The sequence below is a fragment of the Asaia sp. VD9 genome (assembly GCF_037150015.1).
Taxonomy (GTDB): domain Bacteria; phylum Pseudomonadota; class Alphaproteobacteria; order Acetobacterales; family Acetobacteraceae; genus Asaia.
The window spans coordinates 148,652-168,340 of record NZ_JBBCQM010000008.1 but is presented as its reverse complement, the minus strand read 5'-3'; the positions used below and the strand labels follow the sequence as shown (position 1 = coordinate 168,340).

Sequence of the window (19,689 nt, the reverse complement as noted above, 5' to 3'; positions counted from 1 at the left end):
CTTGGCCAGATCCAAACCAATCGTGGTAATCGTCATCTCGGATGGCTCCACTATCAGAGGTACGCAAAGATGGCGTCCTCACCTTTGGCACTATAGATGCCGTGATCGGGAGCCATCCACCCCATCTGAAACAACTGTATCACGAATAAGCCCGGTCTATTGCCGGGCTTATTCATGCGCGCTGCGTATCACCAATATCGCGCGGCAAGAACGCAGGTCAGCGCCAGTGTGTCTGCGGCCAGAAACAATGCCGTCACTGCCATAATGCCCTGATGCATCAGGCGGGATGCGCCTATCTGCCCCGCACGTGCTGCTCGAGGGAAAGCGACGACGAGAAAGGGCGCGATGGGCAGGAAATATCGCCCCTGTATCCCATCGACAACCGGCGCCCCCACCGGCGTCCAGATTACGTAGATCGAGAAATACACAGCTCCGACAGCCAGCAACATCGCGAGAATCGTCACGCTTACACTTGTGAGTGATTGAAGCGCCGCACGCTCCCGCAAGCCAGGCAACAAACTAACGGCAACGGCGAGGACTACAGCGAGATAGATCAGACGGTAATATCCGTGAGGGAGAACGATATCCAACCAACCGAGGACGCCAAAGAACTCATGGATCGTATGGCCAAGATTGCTGCGCAGTGACCGCACAGCCAGCCCAGGGAGATCAAAAGGATGGCTTAGAATCCACGCGATCTGACCGCTATCGGATACGCCAGTCCGATCAGTAAACTCGATTTTTGTAGGTTTCAGCGCGAGCCGGTTCCATATCTCAAAGGCCGCGACACTACATGCAAACGGAATGCCTCGAACAAGCCGCGCATTTGGCAGGCTAAGTCCCAGCGGTACCAGGCTACAAAGCAAGAGTGGCGGCTTACTAATCGTCAAGATGCCGAAGAGAATACCGATCCCGACCCAAGCGCGAATTCCACCGGGATTATCCCGGTCAAAACGGGTGATGAGAGCCGCTGTCAGTACCGAGAGCCCGATCAGAACGCCATCCTGGGAGCAGGAGCCACCCAGGGCAAGCGCCATCGGCAGGCTAGAGAGCACGATCAACAGCAATGTGCCGCGCCGCGCCAAGGCTATACCGAGGGCGCAAAGCGCCAGCATCGACGCCATATTGGCGAGCCGGACAAGATAGAGGGTGTCGATGATCCTGAAATGCGCATGACGTCCTATCCAAGTGACGAACGCGGCCGGAAGATAGGTGACAGGCGCATAGATGACGGTGTTAGGAAACGAGAACCAGCTTCTCTGATCGGCCCAGCGCCTCTCGGAAAGAGCCAGAAACTCAGTCATCGGCATTTTCATGGCGGTATTGGAGTGCAGATCGCCGAGCAATTCCAACTCACTCGGAAAATTCTCAGCCAGATAGCCACCAGCCTCCCGCGTGCCTTTCTTGAACCCGACAATCCCGCCTTGGGAGATCTGGGTGATGCGCGCGAAATGATTGCGTTCATCTGGCACCTGCCCCGGCGGAGTCAGCAGAATGCAGGCCATTCCCATAAGCGCAGCAAAGAACAGATAAAGGATCGCCGGTGAAACCAGCGGCAGGGTTTTCAGGCGCGCGAACACGCGATCAAAACTCTGCTGAAGGGCGGAGAATCAAAGATGCCTGCACCGTCATGACGTCACGCATCCAGGCAGGGCGGAGCCTGCAAGGCGAGATAGGCGAGACGCTTGTTTTCCTGACGGCCAAGAGTGACGCTGTTCAGGATCAGGCCGCAAACCAGAGACAGGGCGGCCAGAAGCTCGAGCCCCATCGCAAGCACCGCCGAGGGAAGATGCGGCACGGAGTGTGTCTCGACAAAATCAAGCACCGATCGCATCCCGACCAGCATTCCGATCACCGCAAGAACGACCCCGATCATCCCGAAGAACAGGAACGGACGCTCCTGCTTGAGCAGATTGACGATCGTCCCCAGGATCCTGAAGCCGTCGCGATAGGTGTTCAACTTCGAGAACGAGCCCTCAGGACGTTCGATATAGCGCGTCGCGACCTCGCCCATGGACATATTGAGCTGAAGCGTATGAACGGTGAACTCCGTTTCGGTTTCGAACCCGGCTGACAGCGCAGGGAAAGACTTGACGAATCGCCGGCTGAACACCCGGTAGCCGGAGAGCATATCGGACTGCCCTCGCCCGAAAAGATTGACCACGAGCCCGGTGAGCACCTTGTTGCCCAGTACATGGCCAGGACGATAGGCTGCGGCTTCTTCATGGATGCGCACGCCCATCACCGTGTCGTGACCATTCTCCAGCGCGAGGCGTACCATTTTTGGTGCGGCCTGGGCCTCATAGGTTCCATCGCCATCAATCAGCACATAGAAATCGGCTTCGATATCCGCAAACATGCGGCGTATGACATGGCCCTTACCCTGAAGGCGCTCACGCCGCGTAATCGCCCCCGCCGCGCGGGCCAGTTCCACCGTCCGGTCGGTCGAATTATTGTCATAGACGTAGATCGCGGCGTCAGGAAGGGCGGTACGCATGTCACGTACCACCCCAGCAATCGTCACTTCCTCATTATAGCAGGGAATGAGCACGGCGATCCGGTGGGCGGACAGCGACAAGGGACTGCCTACTGCGGAATCCGGGCGTGGGGTTTCGGCCTGCATCACTCTCTCTATGAAACGATCCTGATACCGGGCTCCTAGCATCTCGACACAGGCGACGCCAGATCATCCCGCTCGCGACCCCGGCCCCATCCCGGCACGAGGATCAGCAATATGCCGATCATGACATCAAGAATGCGGCGCGTATCCCGCTCTCCTATCCGACAGGACGCATATGACTGCGCAGGATCGTCTGAAGTTTGGGCAAGAGATCCTGGGGGTCCTGCTCCCAGAGCGCCGGACTGATCAACTCGATCGACCAAGGCCCCTTATACCCACTGGCACGCACGGCCTCGGACCATGCCGGAAGATCGATTTCACCCTGCCCTGGCAGACAGGAACGCAGCACGGTTTCATCCCACGCCTCCCCCGCAGCAGGACGACGCCCATCGCAGAAATGCACACCGAAGATCCGCGCGGGATCGAGCCGCGCAACGTCTTCGGGAGTCGCGCCAACTGCATGGAAATGCCAGAAATCAACAACCACGCCGATATTGGGCGCGCCGACGCGATCGAAAACTTCCTGCGCCTGGCTGAGGGTTCGAAACTGCGTGAAAGCGGGTAATTCGATCATGAAGCGAATGCCATGGTCGCGCCCGATCGCGGCGATAGCCCCTATATTGCGGACCATGATGTCCATGATCCGCTCTTGCGGCAGATGATCGATACCATTTCGGGGAAGCACCATCACGGTTGCGGCACCGAGCGCTTCGGCCTCGCGCGAGATCTTCCTTGCCTCCTGTAAAAGCGCCTCAAACTCTGAAGAGTCATGACGCTCGATGTGGTCGAGCGCGCTGACATAACTGACGCGCAGCCCTGCTGCGTTCACATGTTGCCGCACATCTTCCAGAGTGCCGCCACAGGCGAGGTAACGGGCCAGTTTGGGATAGAAGATTTCGAGATCGTCAAAACCTGCCTGAGCGGCGACACGGATATCGGTGATCAGATTATTATGAAAACTGGAAATACCATGAAGGGCCGTACGCATGACGTCTTGTCCTTTGAGCTTCGTTTCGGGGAGGAGTGCCCCTTTGGGACGTACTTCTCGAACCACTCAGAACGTGACCGGTCCCGCTGCTCTGGCCCATGCAGGTCTTGATGGAAAACCATCGAAATCGCCATTCGCTTTCCGCGCCCAAGCCCTAGGCTCAGAAAGTTACATGAATGTCATATTCGAGGTTATCCATGTCTCACAGGGCATTTCTTCTTATTCAGCCGCGGTCGCGCATTGCGCCGGGGTGCTTCGATGATCCCTCCCCAAGGCTTCCCTCTGCCTGTTACCGGAGGGTATGGCCATGAACCGAATCAGTGCGCTCATAGGCGTGTCATCCGAGCGTCATGACGTCTCTTACGTTCTGCGGATCTGTGCCGTCGCTGCGCTCGGCGGAATCTTGTTCGGCTATGATACTTCCGTCATCTCGGGGGCCATCGGCCCGATCAGGGCGCATTTCCAGCTCAGTGACGCCGCCACGGGCTGGGCCGTGTCCAGTGTAATCCTTGGCTGTATCATCGGTGCTTTCTCCTCTGGCTGGCTTGCCCACACGCTGGGGCGCCGCATGGCTCTGTTTGTCTGCGCGATCCTGTTTTCGGTTCAGTCGATTGGAGCCGCCCTCGCACCGGATTTTCTGCAATTCGTGCTCTACCGTATTCTGGGTGGGCTGGCGGTAGGCATCGCCTCCGCCGTGTCGCCCATGTACATGTCTGAGGTCTCTCCCAAGGATATGCGCGGAAGAGCGCTTTCTATGGAGCAATTCGCCATCGTTCTTGGGGCCCTGCTCGTTTACGTCGTGAACTACCTCATTGCCGCCCGCGCCAGCACCGCCTGGCTCGAGACGATGGGCTGGCGCTGGATGCTTGGCTCAGAGATCGTGCCGTGCCTGATCTTCTGCGCGACAATCTTCCTCATTCCCGAGTCACCGCGGTGGCACATGATCCGCGGGCGTGAGGATCACGCTTTCCGCACGCTCAGCCGCATCTCGAATGACGCCCATGCGCGCTCACTCATGGCGGAGATAAGGGAGTCCATGTCCCGACATGGCGGAAAGGGCCATGCACTCGGTACGATTCTGAAAGACAAGCGCGCACGCTGGATCGTGTTTGTGGGCGCGATGGTGGCCGGGTTACAGCAATTCACAGGCATTAATATCGTCGTCTATTACGCCCCAATGCTGCTGAGCGCGACAAGTGGAAGCCTGCAGAATGCCCTGTTCCAGACGATCTGGATTGGTGTCGCCAATCTCGTCGGGGGAATGATCGGTGCCTGGATCGTCGACAGGAAGGGCCGTCGGCCGCTCATTCTCTGGGGCTCCCTAGGCATGACTCTTGGGCTGCTTGTGTCCTCGGTCGCGCTATACACTCAGGATACCGGCCTTCTGGCCCTGTTCGGTCTGCTCTTCTACATGCTGATGTTTGGACTCTCCTGGGGGCCGGTCGCGTGGATTCTCGTATCGGAGATCTTTCCCAATCGCATCCGTTCGGCCGGAATGAGCCTTGCTGTCGCCTCGAACTGGGTGATGAACTTCGTGGTAGCTCAGGGCTTCCCGATGCTCGCAGGCAACAAAGCTTTGAACGAGGCTTTTCACGGCGCCTTTTCGATGTGGCTGTTTGCCTTGCTTTGCCTCGGATCCATGATTTTCGTTCTGCGCTATGTCCCCGAAACCCGTGGTGTGTCTCTCGAAAAGATCGAGGAAACCATGCTCGGTAATCCCAACGCTTCGGCATCACGGCCCCTCAAGGCCCAGAGCGGCATCGGTCATCCGGATCCCGTCTGACGCGCGCGATCCTGCCCGCGCTAACGAGCCCTTCGCCCTCGCAGAACTTTCTGAAGGCGCGAGGGCTCATGAGCATGATTTTTGGAAGACTCAGCGATTCGAAAAGGCGGCGATAGCGCGTTCTGTTATCGCGTGTCGCGCCGAGAATATGCCGGATCATGGCGAGCCTTACGGGTTCTCTGACCCGCCCGGGAAAAGCCCCGGGCCGCACGCCAGGGCGGAAGCAACGCCGGATATAGCGTCCCACACTGAGCCAACTCGGGCAGTCCAGAAGAATAACGCCTGTGGCGCGATCGAGCCGCTCCTGCAGACAGGAGGAATAATTGCCCTCAATGACCCAACCAGGATTGGCTAGAAGCCGGGCATGATCACCATGAAAATCCTGAATGCTCCGCAAGTTCTCGAAGCCGCCCGGCTCATAGCGAATCAGGTCGAGAGAATATACAGGGATGCCGCGCGCTCGGCTGATAAGACATCCCAGTGTGGACTTGCCACTATTCGAAGGGCCGATGATGGCGATACGCGCGCCGAGCGCCTCAAGACAATTCGTCAAAACTAGAATCCCTCCGGCTCTACCCCTGAACGCTCCGCTCGCTTACCTGACGAAGTCAAGCACAGTGATCACCAACCCTTTACCGCTCTGAACCCATGGGCGTCCGGATGCATGATGACCGCTCCTGTGTCACAATATGGGCTCTACCCACCTTATGCGACGCTGCCATCACAGGAGACCATCATGAATCGTCACCACGAACGGGGAATGGGTCTCGCGGAGTGGTCGCTCCTCCTGGTACTGGCCTTGCTTTGGGGCGGGTCTTTCTTTTTTTTCAAGGTTCTTGTCGCCTCGATCCCACCTTTCACGGTGGTTCTGGGGCGTGTGGGTCTGGCGGCAATAGCGCTCAATCTCCTTCTGCTCGTTCGGCGCGATCCGCTTCAGATCGACCGGTCCTGGTGGGGGCAGCTTGCCCTGCTCGGCACACTCAATAATGTCATCCCTTTCACCGCTATCGCCTTTGGCGAGACGCGTATATCCAGTGGTGTCGCTGCAATTCTCAACGCATCCACCCCCGTCTTCACCATAATCGTTGCGCATTTCCTCACACATGACGAGAAGCTGCGTTGGGGCAAGATCGTCGGAATCATCACGGGATTCTGCGGCGTAGCGGTGCTGATCGGTCCAGCCCTGTTCAACACGAACGCCCAGCACCCTCTTATCGGCGAGCTCGCTTGTCTGGCTGCGGCTTTAAGCTACGGATTTGGGGGGGTCTACGCACGCCGTTTCAGAAAACTGGCCCCCATGAAAATCGCAACCGGACAGCTCAGCGCCAGCGCGCTGGTCGTGCTGCCTTTTTCTCTCATCATCGACCGCCCCTGGACACTGCCGACACCCAGCGCCCCGGTCGTCTGGGCCTTCGCCGGGATCGCCTTCCTCAGTACAGCGCTCGCGTTCATTCTCTATTTTCGGCTTCTCAGCACGACCGGTGCGACCAATCTGTCCCTCGTAACCTTTCTTCTGCCCGTCATGGCCCTGCTTCTCGGCACAGCGTTTCTTGGCGAGACCATTCGCTGGTATGCCATTGCTGGGCTCATCCTGATCGGATCGGGCCTGGCCGCGATCGATGGGCGTCCATGGCGCGCAATCACCGGGCGAACAACCTCCGTCAGCACCCCGCCCGTATAAGGCCGATTCTGCCATGCGCGCCCGTCGCTTCATTTGACGCGTGATGAGAGTACCAGGCAGGAATGTCAGGCAGATCTCAACCGTGTACGAGTTCCAGCTTCAGCGCCAGCAACGCAACCTGATCCGGCGAATGCCTGTGAAGATGTAACTGTTTTCCGCGCTCGATCCAATACATCCCGCACGCTGACTCTGCACTTGAGCCGGTCGATGACCCCGGTAGACAATCGATTTCCGTCACGGCTTCCGGCTCGGAGAGCACAATCTTCCTGATCGCCACACAGGGGATGGGCCGACCATCGGCATCGACGACGGGAAGCTGGGGAAACTCGAAGAGAAGAGTCTGGCTTGCGGGTAAAAGTATATAACAACATTCGTCACCGGACATCCCCAGCCGGTCAAGATGCCGGCCGAACTCATCGGTAACAGTGATGCACGGGTCCTCTATTACTGAAGGGTCATTCCGCCTATGACTATTTTTCGTTGGAAACTGGATGATATTCCCAGTATCCGAGTTTTCTATAGACGAATTTTCTTGATCCATTTTGGCAAAATAATGTATCATTCTACAGTTTCTACCCCATCACTACGAACTGGCAACATTAGCTGGTCAATTCTAGCACTGCCGTTACCCGAGTGCTTCGCGGATGACCGGTCTGGTAGATAATTTTCTTCCTACTATAAACTTCGGGCGTTAATAGTAAGTATTTCCTGACGATAGCATCCGAAAACACGGCGCGAATATCGCCTTTGAGGATCGATCATGATCGGAAAGTTCATGATGACGGGTGGTTTGGGATGAGCAGAATACGAAAAAGGCGGCCCGAAGGCCGCCTTTCAACGCCGTGAGGTCACGCAGCCTTACGGCAGGATCTCCGTCTCGGCGAAGAAGAATGCGATCTCGTTCTTCGCATTCTCAAGGCTGTCGGAGCCATGCACGGAATTGGCTTCAATGCTCTCGGCATACAGCTTGCGCACGGTACCATCAGCAGCCTGAGCCGGGTTGGTGGCGCCCATGACGTCGCGATGATGCGCAACAGCGTTGTCGCCCTGCAGCACCTGCACCACCACCGGCTCTGCCAGCATGGAGGAAACGAGGCTGCCGTAGAACGGACGCTCGGCGTGAACGGCGTAGAATGCCTTGGCCTGATCTTCCGTCAGCTTGATACGCTTCTGGGCGACAATGCGCAGACCGGCTTCCTCGAAGACGGCATTGATCTTGCCGGTCAGGTTGCGACGGGTTGCGTCAGGCTTGATGATCGAAAGGGTGCGTTCCAGAGCCATGGGGCATCTCCAGCATTAAAAAAGAAAAGCGTTGGACGCCCCTCCCCTAGAGCAAAACGACAACTCCTGATAGTCCGCTTGGCATCAAAACACGTCCATCCTGCCTGAGGAAATCCCGTGAGCCTGCTGACCATCACCGATCTGACACTGCGCATCGCCGGGCGTGTGCTGCTCGACACGGCCTCGCTCAGTATCGATCCCGGACGCAAGGTCGGTCTGGTCGGGCGAAATGGTGCGGGGAAGTCCACCCTCCTCGCTGCAATTGCGGGCGACATCCACCCCGATGGGGGGGCGATCCAGCTCTCAAACCGGGCGACGATGGGGCGCGTCAAGCAGGAAACGCCCGAAGGCGATGCCTCGCTGATCGAGACCGTCCTGGCAGGCGATCTCGAACGCGCGCGTCTGCTGCACGAGGCCGAGACGACAACTGATCACGCCGCAATGGCAGACATCCATGAGCGCCTCCTGGCGATTGACGCCCATTCCGCCCCGTCGCGCGCAGCAAGCATCCTGTCGGGGCTCGGTTTCGATCATGCGGCCCAACTCCGGCCGGTCTCCTCCTTTTCGGGAGGATGGCGCATGCGCGTCGCACTGGCCACCGCCCTCTTCCTCAATCCGGATCTCCTCCTGCTCGACGAGCCGACGAACCATCTCGATATCGAAGCGACAATCTGGCTGGAAAACTGGCTGAAGAGTTTTCCCGGCGCGGCTATCGTAGTCAGCCATGACCGGTCCCTGCTCGACAGCGTGGTCGACTCGATTGCCCATCTCGACAAGGGAAAGCTCAGCCTGACACCAGGCGGCTATAACGAGTTCGTCCGTATCCGCACCGAGCAGGCGTTACAGCAGAACCGCGCGGCGGAACGTCTTGCTGCCCAGCGCGCCCATATGCAGTCCTTCGTCGACCGGTTTCGGGCGAAGGCGACGAAGGCGCGGCAGGCGCAGGCGCGCCTCAAGGCCCTGGCACGCCTGCCTCAGATCGACTCAGTCGTTGAGGACAGCCCGACGCGTTTTTCCTTTCCAGAGCCTGCGCCCCTGCCGCCCCCGATGCTCATGCTCGACAGGGTAACGGTAGGCTATGAGGGCAAGTCCGTCCTCTCCAACCTGTCCTGCCGCCTCGATCTGGATGACCGCATCGCCCTTCTCGGTCAGAACGGCAAGGGGAAATCAACGTTTGCCAAGCTTCTGGCAGGACGGCTCGAACCGATGAGCGGATCGATGCAGCATTCGCCGCGCCTGCGTATCGGGTATTTCGCCCAGCATCAGGGAGACGAACTGATCCCGGGAGACACCCCGATCGACCATATGAGCCGCGCCATGCCAGAGGCGCCCCCCGTCGCGGTTCGGGCCCAACTCGACCGGTTCGGGCTTGATGCTGGCAAGGCTGAATCCCGTGTGCGGGATCTCTCGGGTGGTGAGAAGGCGCGTCTGCTCCTTGCGCTCGCGACACGCAATGCCCCGCATCTGCTTCTGCTTGACGAACCGACCAACCATCTCGACCTCGATGCCCGCGATGCGTTGATACGCGCCTTGTGTGACTTCGAAGGCGCCGTCGTGCTGATCAGTCATGACGCCCATCTGGTTGAATCGGTAGCCGATCGCCTTTGGCTCGTGGATGACGGCACCATTACCCCGTTCGATGACGACATGGACGGTTACCGAAACTGGCTTGTGGAACGCGCACGAAAAGCTGCAAGCGATACCAAGACAGACGGCGACTCCGAGAATGCTGGCCGCAAGGAAGTACGACGCGACCGGGCCGAGCAACGCAAGGCGCTCGCGCCGCTGCGCAAGGAAGCAAAAGCAGCCGAGCACCTCATGGAGCAGCTCGGCAAGGAACGCTCGAAGATCGAGGCGCGGCTTGCCGACCCTGCCTTGTACGAAAAGAGCGATTCCGGCGAAATTACCAAACTCAACACCCGACTTGGGGCGCTGAAGCTCGAAGAATCTGCCGCAGAGGAGCGATGGCTGGCGGCCGAAGCCGAGATCGAGGCCGCGAACCAGAACTGACGAATATCGTTACAGTGTCATCAATGTATCGAGAGCGGGAAATGATGTCCGAATCCCAAGCCAAAGACGCCCCGACCGCCGGGCGCGAATTACTGCAGATCTTTCGTATCCTGCGCTTCACGCTCATCATCACTGTCGTCGTCCTTGCGGTATGGCTCATTGGCGACGTTCTGATGGTTGTGTTCGCCTCCACGCTCTTTGCGGTTATTTTGCACGGGCTTGCGCGTCTGCTGCGGGACAAGGCCCGCATGCCCTATCAGCTCGCTGTCGGTTTGGTGGCGCTACTGATCCTTGTGGCGATTGCCGCCCTTTTCTTCTTCAGCGGCCCCCAGATCGGCGATCAGTTCGTCAAGCTCAAACAGGCGCTCATCACCCAGTACGGCCAAGTGCGCGACCAGATGGGTACGAGCGCCTGGGGCCAATTTGCGCTCGATCATCTGCCCAAGTCGCTCGGTGGCAATGAGCAGAGCAGCGGCCCCTCTCTAGGAGCCGGAATCGCCAATTCGGTCACTGGCCTTCTCAGCAGCGCCTTTGGTCTGCTGGGCACCATCGCCGTGATCCTGATCGCGGGGCTTTATTTCGCCATGTCTCCCGCCATCTATGTGGATGGCATGTTGCGCCTCGTGCCTGAGAGCCATCGCCCGATGGCGCGCAATCTCATGCTGACCGCTGGAGCGACACTCTGGTCCTGGACCATGGGGCAGGCTTTCGACATGCTCGTGGTCGGCCTCGCCTCCGGTATTGGCCTGGTATGCCTCGGGGTACCTCTTGCCATGGCGCTCGGTGTCGTGGCCGGGCTTTGCAACTTCATTCCCTATATCGGCGCCATTCTGGGTGCGATCCCTGCCGTGCTGATCGCCCTTTCGCAGGGAACACGCACGGGGCTCATGGTGGCCGGACTCTACTGCGTTATCCAGTTTCTGGAAGGCAATGTGCTGGCCCCGTTCATCCAGCGTCATGCCGTGCACATGCCGCCCGCGCTCGCCATTCTCTCTCAGACCGTCTTCGGGACGATCCTTGGAGTGCCGGGGCTGATCCTGGCCTCACCGCTTACAGCCGCGCTGCTTTCGATCGGCGATCACGCCACAGCACCGCTGGAAGAGGAAATGCGCACTGGCAAGGCCATGGGCGATGCGCCCCTAGCCCCTGCAGCAGCTGAATAGCATATGTCGGGCACTCTCCTGGCGGCGGATTGCCGCGCCGCCGGGACAAAGCCCCCTAGACGTCCATCAAATTCCCAGGATAGCGCCTGTCCGCTCCCGGATTTCACGACAGGCCGTTTCGTCCTTGCGTAGATCAAGCCCATAACCTGGGATGACAGCCCTAAGGCGGTCCTGCCATTCAGGCAGCCGGTCAGCGAAATTTTTCTGCACCACCTGCAACGCGACTGAAGCCGCGATGGAGGCACCTGGAGAAGCGCCGAGCACGGCAGCCAGAGTGTGATCGGCGGTGCTAAGCACTTCGGTGCCGAATTTCAGGGTACCCCGGCCATTTTCCTTCTTGATGATCTGAACCCTTTGTCCAGCCACCGCGACGCGCCAGTCATCGGAACGGGCCGCAGGATAGAACGCGCGGAGCGCATCAAAGCGGGCCGTTTTCTTCTGGAGAACCTGACCGATAAGATACCGTACGAGATCCCGGTTATCGACCATGACATCGAACATGGCCTTGGCATTATCGGTGGTGATCGAACGGGGAAGATCGCTCCAACGACCCGACTTGAGAAACTTGGTGGTAAAGCCCGCATAGGGACCGAATAGCAGATAGGGCCTCCCGCCGATGATACGCGTATCAAGATGGGGCACCGACATGGGGGGAGAGCCAACGGCCGCCTTGCCGTAGACCTTCGCCGAATGGCGCTGGCAGAGATCGAGGTTATCGGCGTGCAGAAACAAACCACTGACGGGAAAACCGGCATAGCCATGCGCCTCTGGCAGATCCGCCCCCTTGAGCAATTCAAGAGCTGCGCCCCCTGCGCCCACGAACACGAAGCCGGCTGAAACTGTCTTGGCCTGCCCTGTCTCGAGATCCTGCACGCTGACGCGCCAGCGCCCACCGGTTTCTCGGTTGAGGGACGTCACCTTGTGACGGTAATGCAGATCGACCCCGCTCTCCTGCTCCAGCCTGCTGAACAACGTGCGGGTCAGGGTCCCGAAATCCACGTCGGTTCCCTGCTCGACGCGTGTTGCGGCCAGCGGTGTCCCAGACGAACGACGTGCCATCATGAGCGGCGCCCATTGAGCGATCTCTTCAGGGTTTTCGGTATAGCGCATGGTGTCGAAACAGTGATGACTGACCATCGCCTCGTAACGCGCCTTGAGAAAAGCGACGTTTTCCTCCCCTTGCACAAAGCTCATATGAGGACAGCGACGTATGAAGCTCTGCGGGTGCTCTATCCATCCCGTCTGGGTCAGATGAGCCCAAAGCTGACGCGACAGATCGAACTCCGTGTTGACGTCAAGCGCCTTGGCAATATCGATACTGCCATCCTTGCGGCGGGTGGTGTAATTAAGCTCGCAATAGGCTGCATGTCCGGTCCCGGCGTTGTTCCAGGCCTCGGAACTTTCCTTCGCGCAGGAGTCGAGGGCCTCGAACATCGATATGCTCAGACCAGGATCAAGAGACCGGATCAGGGCGGCAAAACTGGCGCTCATGACGCCAGCACCGATCAGCACGATATCGGGTCGCTCTTGGCAGGTCATGGTCATGAGGCAGCTCTTCCAGTCAGGGGACAGATGGTCGACGCTTGCGAGACGCGTCGTATCGGCACGCGTGCGTCGGGTCTCTTCAAACACAGCTTCATAGCATCAATCGAGCCCCCCCGGCCGTGAATCAGCCGGAGTTGATCAGATAGCGGGTCGAAAATCACAGATTGGGCGATACGCAAGCCGGTGATTTCACAAGTTTCTGCGCCAACAGAACGAGATCGGGCAGAAGAGCCTCGATTGTTGTCTGCACCGCCGCAAAACCCGGCGAGGGCTCCAGGCTCAGCTCGTCCAGATACAGATTACGGCCGATCTCCACCTGGATGACATGCACATTGTCCGACGGGCAACCGTGTCGCGCTGTGATATAGCCGCCCGCATAGGGACGATTGCGACCGACGCTCAGATTTCGCGCGGAAAGCATCCCCGCAAGCCCGTCAACGATCTCCCCCCCGCAGCTTGTTCCGTGCAGATCACCCAGAACGATGTCGGGCAGACGCAAATGCGGCAGCGTGGGCATGGAATGCAGATCGAGCATCAGACAAACACCGAACCGCGCCCTGCACCGAGCGATCAGCGCTTCGAGCGCCTCATGGTAGGGTAGCCAGCATGTCGCTATGCGCGCATGAGCCTCGGACAGAGGCAGTTGATGACGATAGATCCCTTTACCCGGCCCTGCGATGCGCGCCATCATTCCGAGACCGCTCCTGACCTTGGCTGTGTTGGTCAGGGCCCCTTGCGGGAGGCGTTCGCGAAACATCCCGGGGTCCAGCTCCCAGGCGTAGCGATTAACGTCGCAATAGGCGCGCGGAAACTCGGCACATATAAGCGGAATGCCCAATTGAGGGGCCGCCCTGAAAAGCAGATCAACATAAGCATCCTCACTGCGACGAAGCGACAGCAGATCGAGGCGGGACTGACGGAGGAAGAGCGCAGGATAGCGGCGTCCCGAATGCGGCGAAGCCAGGATCAAAGGGGCTACCGGCTGCGCGCTCTCCTGCAAAGAAAAAGCTGAAGAAAGACAAGGCTCTGCATCCAGAGAGGGGCCGAAAATCATTTTTTTTCCGCTTTGGTGATTTTTTTAGAAAACCCATCTTGCCAGCCCCGTCAACGCCCGCTAAAACGCCGCTCACGGACCGGATGGGCGCATAGCTCAGCGGTAGAGCACTACCTTGACATGGTAGGGGTCACAGGTTCAATCCCTGTTGCGCCCACCATCCGGTCCGCTGAATACCCCCGACAATCCAACGCTTAATGACGGTCGCCTTCGAAGCGAAACCGGCACATTGCCTTGCACTTCGCGCTGCTGCCTTGACTACACGACGCTGCGCGAAGAGGTCCGGGTCGCCACCCGCCCCCGGCCGATTGGATGGCCCCAGCGCAGACTTCAAAAAGCGGCCACCCCAGGATCTGTCAGCTTTGATCCACGTGACATGCCCCCCCTTCTGCGTGGAACGCTTCGTGCTCCCTGCAATGACATCTTTCCAGATTGACCGTTACGTTTGGTTACGGTCGGATATGGGCGCTCCCTTCCCTGCGTCGCCCTCCATCCACGGCCTCCCGATAGCGGCCTAAGCTGTCCGAGCGACACCGCCAGATGATTTCTACTCCGAGATTCCTGCCCTCGCGCTCGCTCGCTCGCTTGCAGCGTGACGGGATCGGCGCGTCAGAAAAGCTCGAAGCGTGCGGAACAGCCCAGATGAGCGCAGACATACCGAAGATTAATGAAACCGCACCTAGGGGAATCAAATTAACGTCAACGTTCCGTTTGCCATGCCATGATCCAGGGTCGCACTTTAACGACCAGTCCAGTCCTCTTTCCGGAGGCGAATCGTTTCGTTCCATCTCGGGCATTCTGGACGCGCCATAACGCTTAAAATCCGTAGAGTTCCCGCGTCACGAGAAAAAATTTTGTTCGCGGATTGCTCTTGCTTCTTAAGCGTTAATGAACGTTAAATAACCTTAACACCTCTTTGTGAGGTACGTGACATTTTGTAAGGGAGCCTCATGTTCAGGAATACGATTCTCATTCTCGTCGCGCTCGGCGTCTGGGCGCTTTCCTCAGGCATAAGCGCATGTGCGCTTCCCGACACTACGCAGTTGACGGACATGCTCGACTTGCTGGGCGAGGTCGTGTTCGCGCTTGGCCTGGTAACGGTCTTCGCGCGGCTCGCGATCGGCATGGCGCGCGCACCGGCGCAGCGCCGGCCGATTCGCTAACTTCCGTCGGGGCCAAATGACGGGCCGCGATCGCGCTGATGCGTGACGATGTAAGGGAAACACGCATGGACAGCGAGTGACCTCTTTCAACCCTCAAGCGCATTTTCCTCGGCTTCAGGAGTGATCGACCAAGGTTCACCGGTCGAGAAGCGCCTATTCGTCCCATCGAACGCTTACGAATGTCGCAAGGTGCCTGCCGCTCCGCCCGCCTCAAGAAAACCTGATCCGGGCGGGGAGCGCTTGATCTGTTAAGGATGGCTTGCGACGCTTCCCGAGCCAGCGCTTTCGCGCTGGCTGTCTTGCGGGCTACCAGTCCATATTCGGAGAGCGACGTCATCGGCCCCGTGGAAAATTCACGGCATCGATGTTCTCAGCCCCGGTCAGCGTCGCTTCACGCCCAGTGACCTGAAGAGGGGAAACTGATGCAAGCACGGAGAAACGCGCGCTCATGGCCCAGCCTCGCCCCCCTTCTGAAATCCTCTCCTCCGTTTTCCCCGACAAGCATAAGCTGATGCGCAACCTGGTGCGGAGGGCTGCGGAGCTCGGCCCGGTACCTTATGCCATTGTCTGGCCCTGCAGCGGCCACGCTCTCGGGGGCGCCGTGGAGGCGGCACGGTTTGGCATCATCATTCCCATCCTCGTGGGAGACGGGGATACGATCGCGCGTGTTGCAGAGGAATCGGGACTCGATATCTCAGGAATGCGCATCGAGCAGGCCGATGATCCGGCCAGGGCCGTCTCTCGTGCGATCGCCCTGATCCATGAGGGTGAGGCAAAGGGGTTGACCAAGGGCAGTCTGCACACGGACACGTTTATGGCCGGGGTGATCCGGCAGGAGAGCGGCCTGCGCACGAAACGCCGAATGAGCCATGTTTTCTGCATCGCGGTCCCCGATTATCCCGACCTGATCCTCGTTTCGGATGCGGCCATCAATATCGTGCCCGACCTCATCACCAAGCGCGATATCACCCAAAATGCCATCGATCTGCATCATGCGCTCGGCCTGGGAACGCCACGTGTGGCCCTGCTTTCCGCTGTCGAGACGATCAACACAAAAATCCAGGGTACGCTGGATGCGGCAAGCCTGTGCAAGATGGCTGATCGCAAGGAAATTACGGGCGGAATACTCGATGGCCCTCTCGCCATGGATGCCGCTGTCAGCCTCGACTCCGCTCAAACCAAGGGAATCGACTCCCCCGTTGCGGGCAAGGCTCAGATCCTCATCGCCCCCGATCTCGAATCCGGGAATATATTGGTGAAAGCGCTCGCCTTTCTGGGCAAGTCCGCGACCTCGGGTATCGTGATGGGTGCCAAGGTGCCGGTCCTGCTCACGAGCCGTGCCGATGATGCCACGGCCCGCCTCGCCTCCGCAGCAATAGGCGCGCTTTACGCGCGGGCGCTTGCCGAGCAGGCGGCCTGAGAGCGCCGCAGCCGGAGAGGCCATGGGCAACCTTTCGACATCTGCCGCCGGATACGCGAATGTTGGGTGCCCTTCGAAGCCTCTCCTCAAAGACGGCCGGCGAGCCATTCCTCCTGAGGAGGCGTGAAGCCGTGCCATGCGGCGGCACCCATCTCCATGCTGTTATGCGGAACGTATTTCATGACCATCAGTCTCGCCCCCTGAGGTGCCAGTTTGGCCAGCACATCTCGCAGGTCCGAGATGATCAGATTGGAAGAGATGATCCAGAAATTGTCGATTTCGTGAAATCCCTCCGTAAAGCTAACGAGCTTCTGCTCAAGAGCCTCGTAGGTCATGCCGGGTATCTTCTCATAGGCAACAAGGTAGGTGGTCAACTTAGACAACTCCAACATTAACGGCCATAGCGGCTAAAAAACGGTTTTTGACTGCACTGCGGCTTTAGGTCGTCAAAAAATATGACAGTGACGTGAAATATTTGCCATAGACGTGCCGCTATCAGCGTATTTCTCCCCAGACAGGAGGCACGAAGAATGACCATTTTCGAAACCCATTACCGCTCGTTCCGCGTCTGGCTGCGCCAGTTCGCGGTCAAAGATCAGCGCCTCCCCGAGGCATGACGCTGCCTGGGCCCATGTAGGAACCCGGAGGTGGTCTATCGATCACCGGTGAGATCGCCTCAGCACTGGGCCAGGCCTCCTCACCCGGACGGGGCGGAACCATAGCAAAGCGCGAACGGGGGAGCGCCTCCGGACATTCCGCCCGCATGCGCATGATGATTTTTTCGCGAATGTCGCATCGCAAATCCCAGCTCTGCAGGGCATTGCGGGCGCTGGCGATAATACGAATCTTGAGGGTCTGCGCGTCACAATCGGCCACCTGACAATCGAAGACCTTCCCGTCCCACAGCGGACAGGTCTTGATGATCTCATTCAAAAATCCGCGTATCGTCTCGATCGGGGCCTCGTAATCGACGTACAGAAACACCACCCCGATGATCGCCGCAGAATTATGCGTCCAGTTCTCGAAGCGGTTCTCCAAAAAATAGGAAATCGGGACAATATGACGCCGCCAGTCCCACACGCGCAGCACGACATAGGTCGATGTGATTTCCTCAACCCATGCCCAGTCGCCGTTGATAATGATCAGATCCTCCATACGGATCGGCTGGGTGATGGCGATCTGCACGCCCGCCAGCAGGTTGGTCAGCAATCCGCGCGCCGAAAGGCCCACAATCAGCGAGGCCGCTCCAGCTGAAGCGAAGAGCGACACGCCATATTGTCGCACTGAGTCGAACGTCATCAGCGCAGTGGCCACCGTGACGATACCCACCAGAATTTCGGTAAGCCGACGAAGCACCCTGATCTGGGTCTGATGCGTGCGGATCATGATGTCATCGCTATGGTCGCGCGAGGTGATCCGCTGCAGATAGGCCTCGGTCATGATCCGGAAGGCCACGATTGCCGCGTAGCCGACCATCAGGATACCGATAAAGAGCAGCAGCTTCTGAAGGAGCTGCGTGGTTTCCCAGGTGAAGCCCGAAGCCGCTGGCAAGGCGGAAAGCAATACGGCCAGAACCACCATCACGCGCACCGGCCGACGCATGGCCAGGATGATCTTGCGCAGAACCGCATCCTCCCGGTTGCCGAAAATGCGCAGGATGATCACTGATACGAGCTTGCTGGCGTAAAAGGCGACGGTCGCCAGCGCGAAGAGCATAAGAATGGAGACGAGCTGCGCAGGCAGCCAGTCGAAATAGGAACGCAGGGCGAAAAGTGAGCTCAGAAACTGCTGCTTCAAACTGGAGATCCGGATCCTTGGGAGGGATGGGTCGTACCGGGCTCATGCCCGGGCATCATGGGATAACCCCTTGGGATACAATGCCACAGAGTATGGACTGCGTAAAAACACGAAGCACCAAAAAACCTCGCAGGGGAGTGTTGACACATCGTCCCAACCCTTTTAATTCCACGCCCACCGGTCGCGATGGCGGCGTAGCTCAGCGGTAGAGCAGGGGAATCATAATCCCTTGGTCGGCGGTTCAAATCCGTCCGCCGCTACCATCCGACCGGTATTCCCACATAGACACAAACCGTTTCGCTGCGTAGACATCGCTCATGAGAGCGCCCCTCGCCGTGGTCACAATGGTCTATAACGAGCCCGTGTTTCTGCCGGTCTGGCTGCGCCATTATGCGTCCCAGGTGGGGATGGCGGCGTGTCATGTCATCGATCATGGTTCGGATGACGGCTCGACCAGCGCCCTCCCCTGCAACATATTGCGCCTCCCACGTTCCCCCCAGGACGATGCACGGCGCACGCGGATGATCGGTCTTTTCTGCGCCAGTCTGCTGGAGTGGTATGAGGCCGTCATTTACTGCGACGTCGATGAGATCCTCGTCGCCGACCCCGCCATATATGGCTCTCTTACCGAGCTTAGTCAGGCGCGCCCGGCGCCCTGCCTGACCGCGACTGGCTTCGATCTGCTGCATCGCGTCACGGTAGAACCGGCGCTTGATTTCAGCGCGCCCATTCTTGCACAGCGCAGCGCTCTGCGCTTCTCTGCGGCCATGTGCAAGCCGTGCCTGATCAGGGAACCCGTCACATGGTCGCCGGGCTTTCATAGTATCCGTGAGGACCTGCCAAACCCTAACCCCGCGCTGATGCTCTTCCACCTGCGCTATTGCGATGTCGATGAAGGGCTGAAACGCCTTGCGCGCACACGGACGCAACCCTGGTGCAGCGAGGATGCGGGCGCGCATCAGCGTATGCTTGATGAGCCCTGGCGAGAAATGCTTGGAAACATGGCCGGGCTTCCGTTCCAGCCCGCTACCCTCGGTGAGGAAGACCCCGCCCTCAAGCCCTGGCGTGAGCGGCTCATCCGCGAAGGCAAGGAACGGGCACAAGACCCGTATCCTATCGATCTTGGGTTGTCCGGTGACAGGCTATGGGCCGTACCGGAGCGCTTCAAGACACAATTCTAAAGA

17 protein-coding genes and 2 tRNA genes are annotated in these 19,689 nt (G+C 58.9%); 9 read left to right on the top strand and 10 right to left on the bottom strand.

Going from position 1 to position 19,689, the window contains the following annotated elements:
• Positions 1–188 precede the first annotated feature (188 nt).
• The 3 genes from WFJ47_RS11480 to WFJ47_RS11470 all read right to left on the bottom strand — a co-directional run bounded on the left by WFJ47_RS11480 (position 189) and on the right by WFJ47_RS11470 (position 3,608).
• Positions 189–1,580 (bottom strand): DUF2142 domain-containing protein, encoded by a 1,392-nt coding sequence (locus tag WFJ47_RS11480; protein WP_336763114.1) that lies wholly within the window; start codon positions 1,578–1,580, stop codon positions 189–191.
• A 56-nt stretch (positions 1,581–1,636) separates the two neighbouring features.
• Entirely contained in the window at positions 1,637–2,623 is a 987-nt protein-coding gene (locus WFJ47_RS11475; protein WP_336763113.1) for a glycosyltransferase, read from the bottom strand.
• Positions 2,624–2,777: 154 nt separating this feature from the next.
• Positions 2,778–3,608, bottom strand: a complete 831-nt coding sequence (locus WFJ47_RS11470) for a sugar phosphate isomerase/epimerase (protein WP_336763111.1) — start codon at positions 3,606–3,608, stop codon at positions 2,778–2,780.
• A gap of 307 nt (positions 3,609–3,915) precedes the next feature.
• Here WFJ47_RS11470 and WFJ47_RS11465 point away from each other — a divergent pair, with 307 nt between their 5' ends.
• Positions 3,916–5,391, top strand: a complete 1,476-nt coding sequence (locus WFJ47_RS11465) for a sugar porter family MFS transporter (protein WP_336763109.1) — start codon at positions 3,916–3,918, stop codon at positions 5,389–5,391.
• Here the strand turns inward: WFJ47_RS11465 and WFJ47_RS11460 are convergent.
• Positions 5,351–5,944: an AAA family ATPase gene (locus WFJ47_RS11460; protein ID WP_336763107.1), complete on the bottom strand. Its 594-nt coding sequence runs from the start codon at positions 5,942–5,944 to the stop codon at positions 5,351–5,353. The genes WFJ47_RS11465 and WFJ47_RS11460 overlap by 41 nt on opposite strands.
• 111 nt (positions 5,945–6,055) lie before the next feature.
• Here WFJ47_RS11460 and WFJ47_RS11455 point away from each other — a divergent pair, with 111 nt between their 5' ends.
• Positions 6,056–7,072: a DMT family transporter gene (locus tag WFJ47_RS11455; protein WP_336763105.1), complete on the top strand. Its 1,017-nt coding sequence runs from the start codon at positions 6,056–6,058 to the stop codon at positions 7,070–7,072.
• A gap of 76 nt (positions 7,073–7,148) precedes the next feature.
• On the opposite strand, the gene WFJ47_RS11450 is transcribed toward WFJ47_RS11455, so the two are convergent.
• The gene (locus WFJ47_RS11450; protein ID WP_336763104.1) at positions 7,149–7,634 is read right to left on the bottom strand and encodes a hypothetical protein; all 486 of its coding nucleotides are present in this window, start codon (positions 7,632–7,634) and stop codon (positions 7,149–7,151) included.
• A gap of 296 nt (positions 7,635–7,930) precedes the next feature.
• A complete protein-coding gene (gene ndk / locus WFJ47_RS11445) occupies positions 7,931–8,353 on the bottom strand; it encodes a nucleoside-diphosphate kinase (RefSeq protein WP_336763103.1) in 423 nt (140 codons plus the stop codon).
• Between the two features lie 117 nt (positions 8,354–8,470).
• Between ndk and WFJ47_RS11440 the strand changes: the two genes are divergently transcribed.
• Together WFJ47_RS11440 and WFJ47_RS11435 are read left to right on the top strand one after the other, a co-directional pair.
• Positions 8,471–10,363 carry an ATP-binding cassette domain-containing protein gene (locus WFJ47_RS11440; RefSeq protein WP_336763101.1) on the top strand — a complete coding sequence of 631 codons (1,893 nt, stop codon included), beginning with the start codon at positions 8,471–8,473 and terminating at the stop codon, positions 10,361–10,363.
• Between the two features lie 41 nt (positions 10,364–10,404).
• Positions 10,405–11,526, top strand: a complete 1,122-nt coding sequence (locus WFJ47_RS11435) for an AI-2E family transporter (protein WP_336763100.1) — start codon at positions 10,405–10,407, stop codon at positions 11,524–11,526.
• 66 nt (positions 11,527–11,592) lie between these two features.
• Here the strand turns inward: WFJ47_RS11435 and mqo are convergent, their stop codons facing one another.
• Positions 11,593–13,071: a malate dehydrogenase (quinone) gene (gene mqo / locus WFJ47_RS11430; protein WP_336763099.1), complete on the bottom strand. Its 1,479-nt coding sequence runs from the start codon at positions 13,069–13,071 to the stop codon at positions 11,593–11,595.
• 157 nt (positions 13,072–13,228) lie between these two features.
• Positions 13,229–14,125 (bottom strand): N-formylglutamate amidohydrolase, encoded by an 897-nt coding sequence (locus WFJ47_RS11425; RefSeq protein ID WP_336763098.1) that lies wholly within the window; start codon positions 14,123–14,125, stop codon positions 13,229–13,231.
• 85 nt (positions 14,126–14,210) lie between these two features.
• Between WFJ47_RS11425 and WFJ47_RS11420 the strand changes: the two genes are divergently transcribed.
• The 3 genes from WFJ47_RS11420 (at position 14,211) to WFJ47_RS11410 (ending at position 16,708) form a co-directional block, all read left to right on the top strand.
• Positions 14,211–14,285, top strand: a tRNA-Val gene (locus WFJ47_RS11420).
• A 790-nt stretch (positions 14,286–15,075) separates the two neighbouring features.
• On the top strand, positions 15,076–15,288 hold the full coding sequence (locus tag WFJ47_RS11415; protein WP_336763097.1) for a hypothetical protein: 213 nt from the start codon (positions 15,076–15,078) through the stop codon (positions 15,286–15,288).
• Positions 15,289–15,736: 448 nt separating this feature from the next.
• Complete coding sequence (locus WFJ47_RS11410; protein WP_336763095.1) at positions 15,737–16,708, top strand: bifunctional enoyl-CoA hydratase/phosphate acetyltransferase; 972 nt, start codon at positions 15,737–15,739, stop codon at positions 16,706–16,708.
• Between the two features lie 86 nt (positions 16,709–16,794).
• Here WFJ47_RS11410 and WFJ47_RS11405 read toward each other — a convergent pair whose 3' ends face one another.
• Both WFJ47_RS11405 and WFJ47_RS11400 read right to left on the bottom strand, forming a co-directional pair.
• Positions 16,795–17,082, bottom strand: coding sequence for a hypothetical protein (locus tag WFJ47_RS11405; protein WP_127102516.1), 288 nt, complete (start codon positions 17,080–17,082; stop codon positions 16,795–16,797).
• 214 nt (positions 17,083–17,296) lie between these two features.
• The gene (locus tag WFJ47_RS11400; protein ID WP_336763093.1) at positions 17,297–18,505 is read right to left on the bottom strand and encodes a mechanosensitive ion channel family protein; all 1,209 of its coding nucleotides are present in this window, start codon (positions 18,503–18,505) and stop codon (positions 17,297–17,299) included.
• A gap of 188 nt (positions 18,506–18,693) precedes the next feature.
• On the opposite strand from WFJ47_RS11400, the gene WFJ47_RS11395 reads away from it, so the two are divergent.
• Positions 18,694–18,768: transfer RNA gene (locus tag WFJ47_RS11395), tRNA-Met, on the top strand.
• Between the two features lie 54 nt (positions 18,769–18,822).
• On the top strand, positions 18,823–19,686 hold the full coding sequence (locus WFJ47_RS11390; protein ID WP_336763091.1) for a glycosyltransferase family 2 protein: 864 nt from the start codon (positions 18,823–18,825) through the stop codon (positions 19,684–19,686).
• Positions 19,687–19,689: the final 3 nt, after the last annotated feature.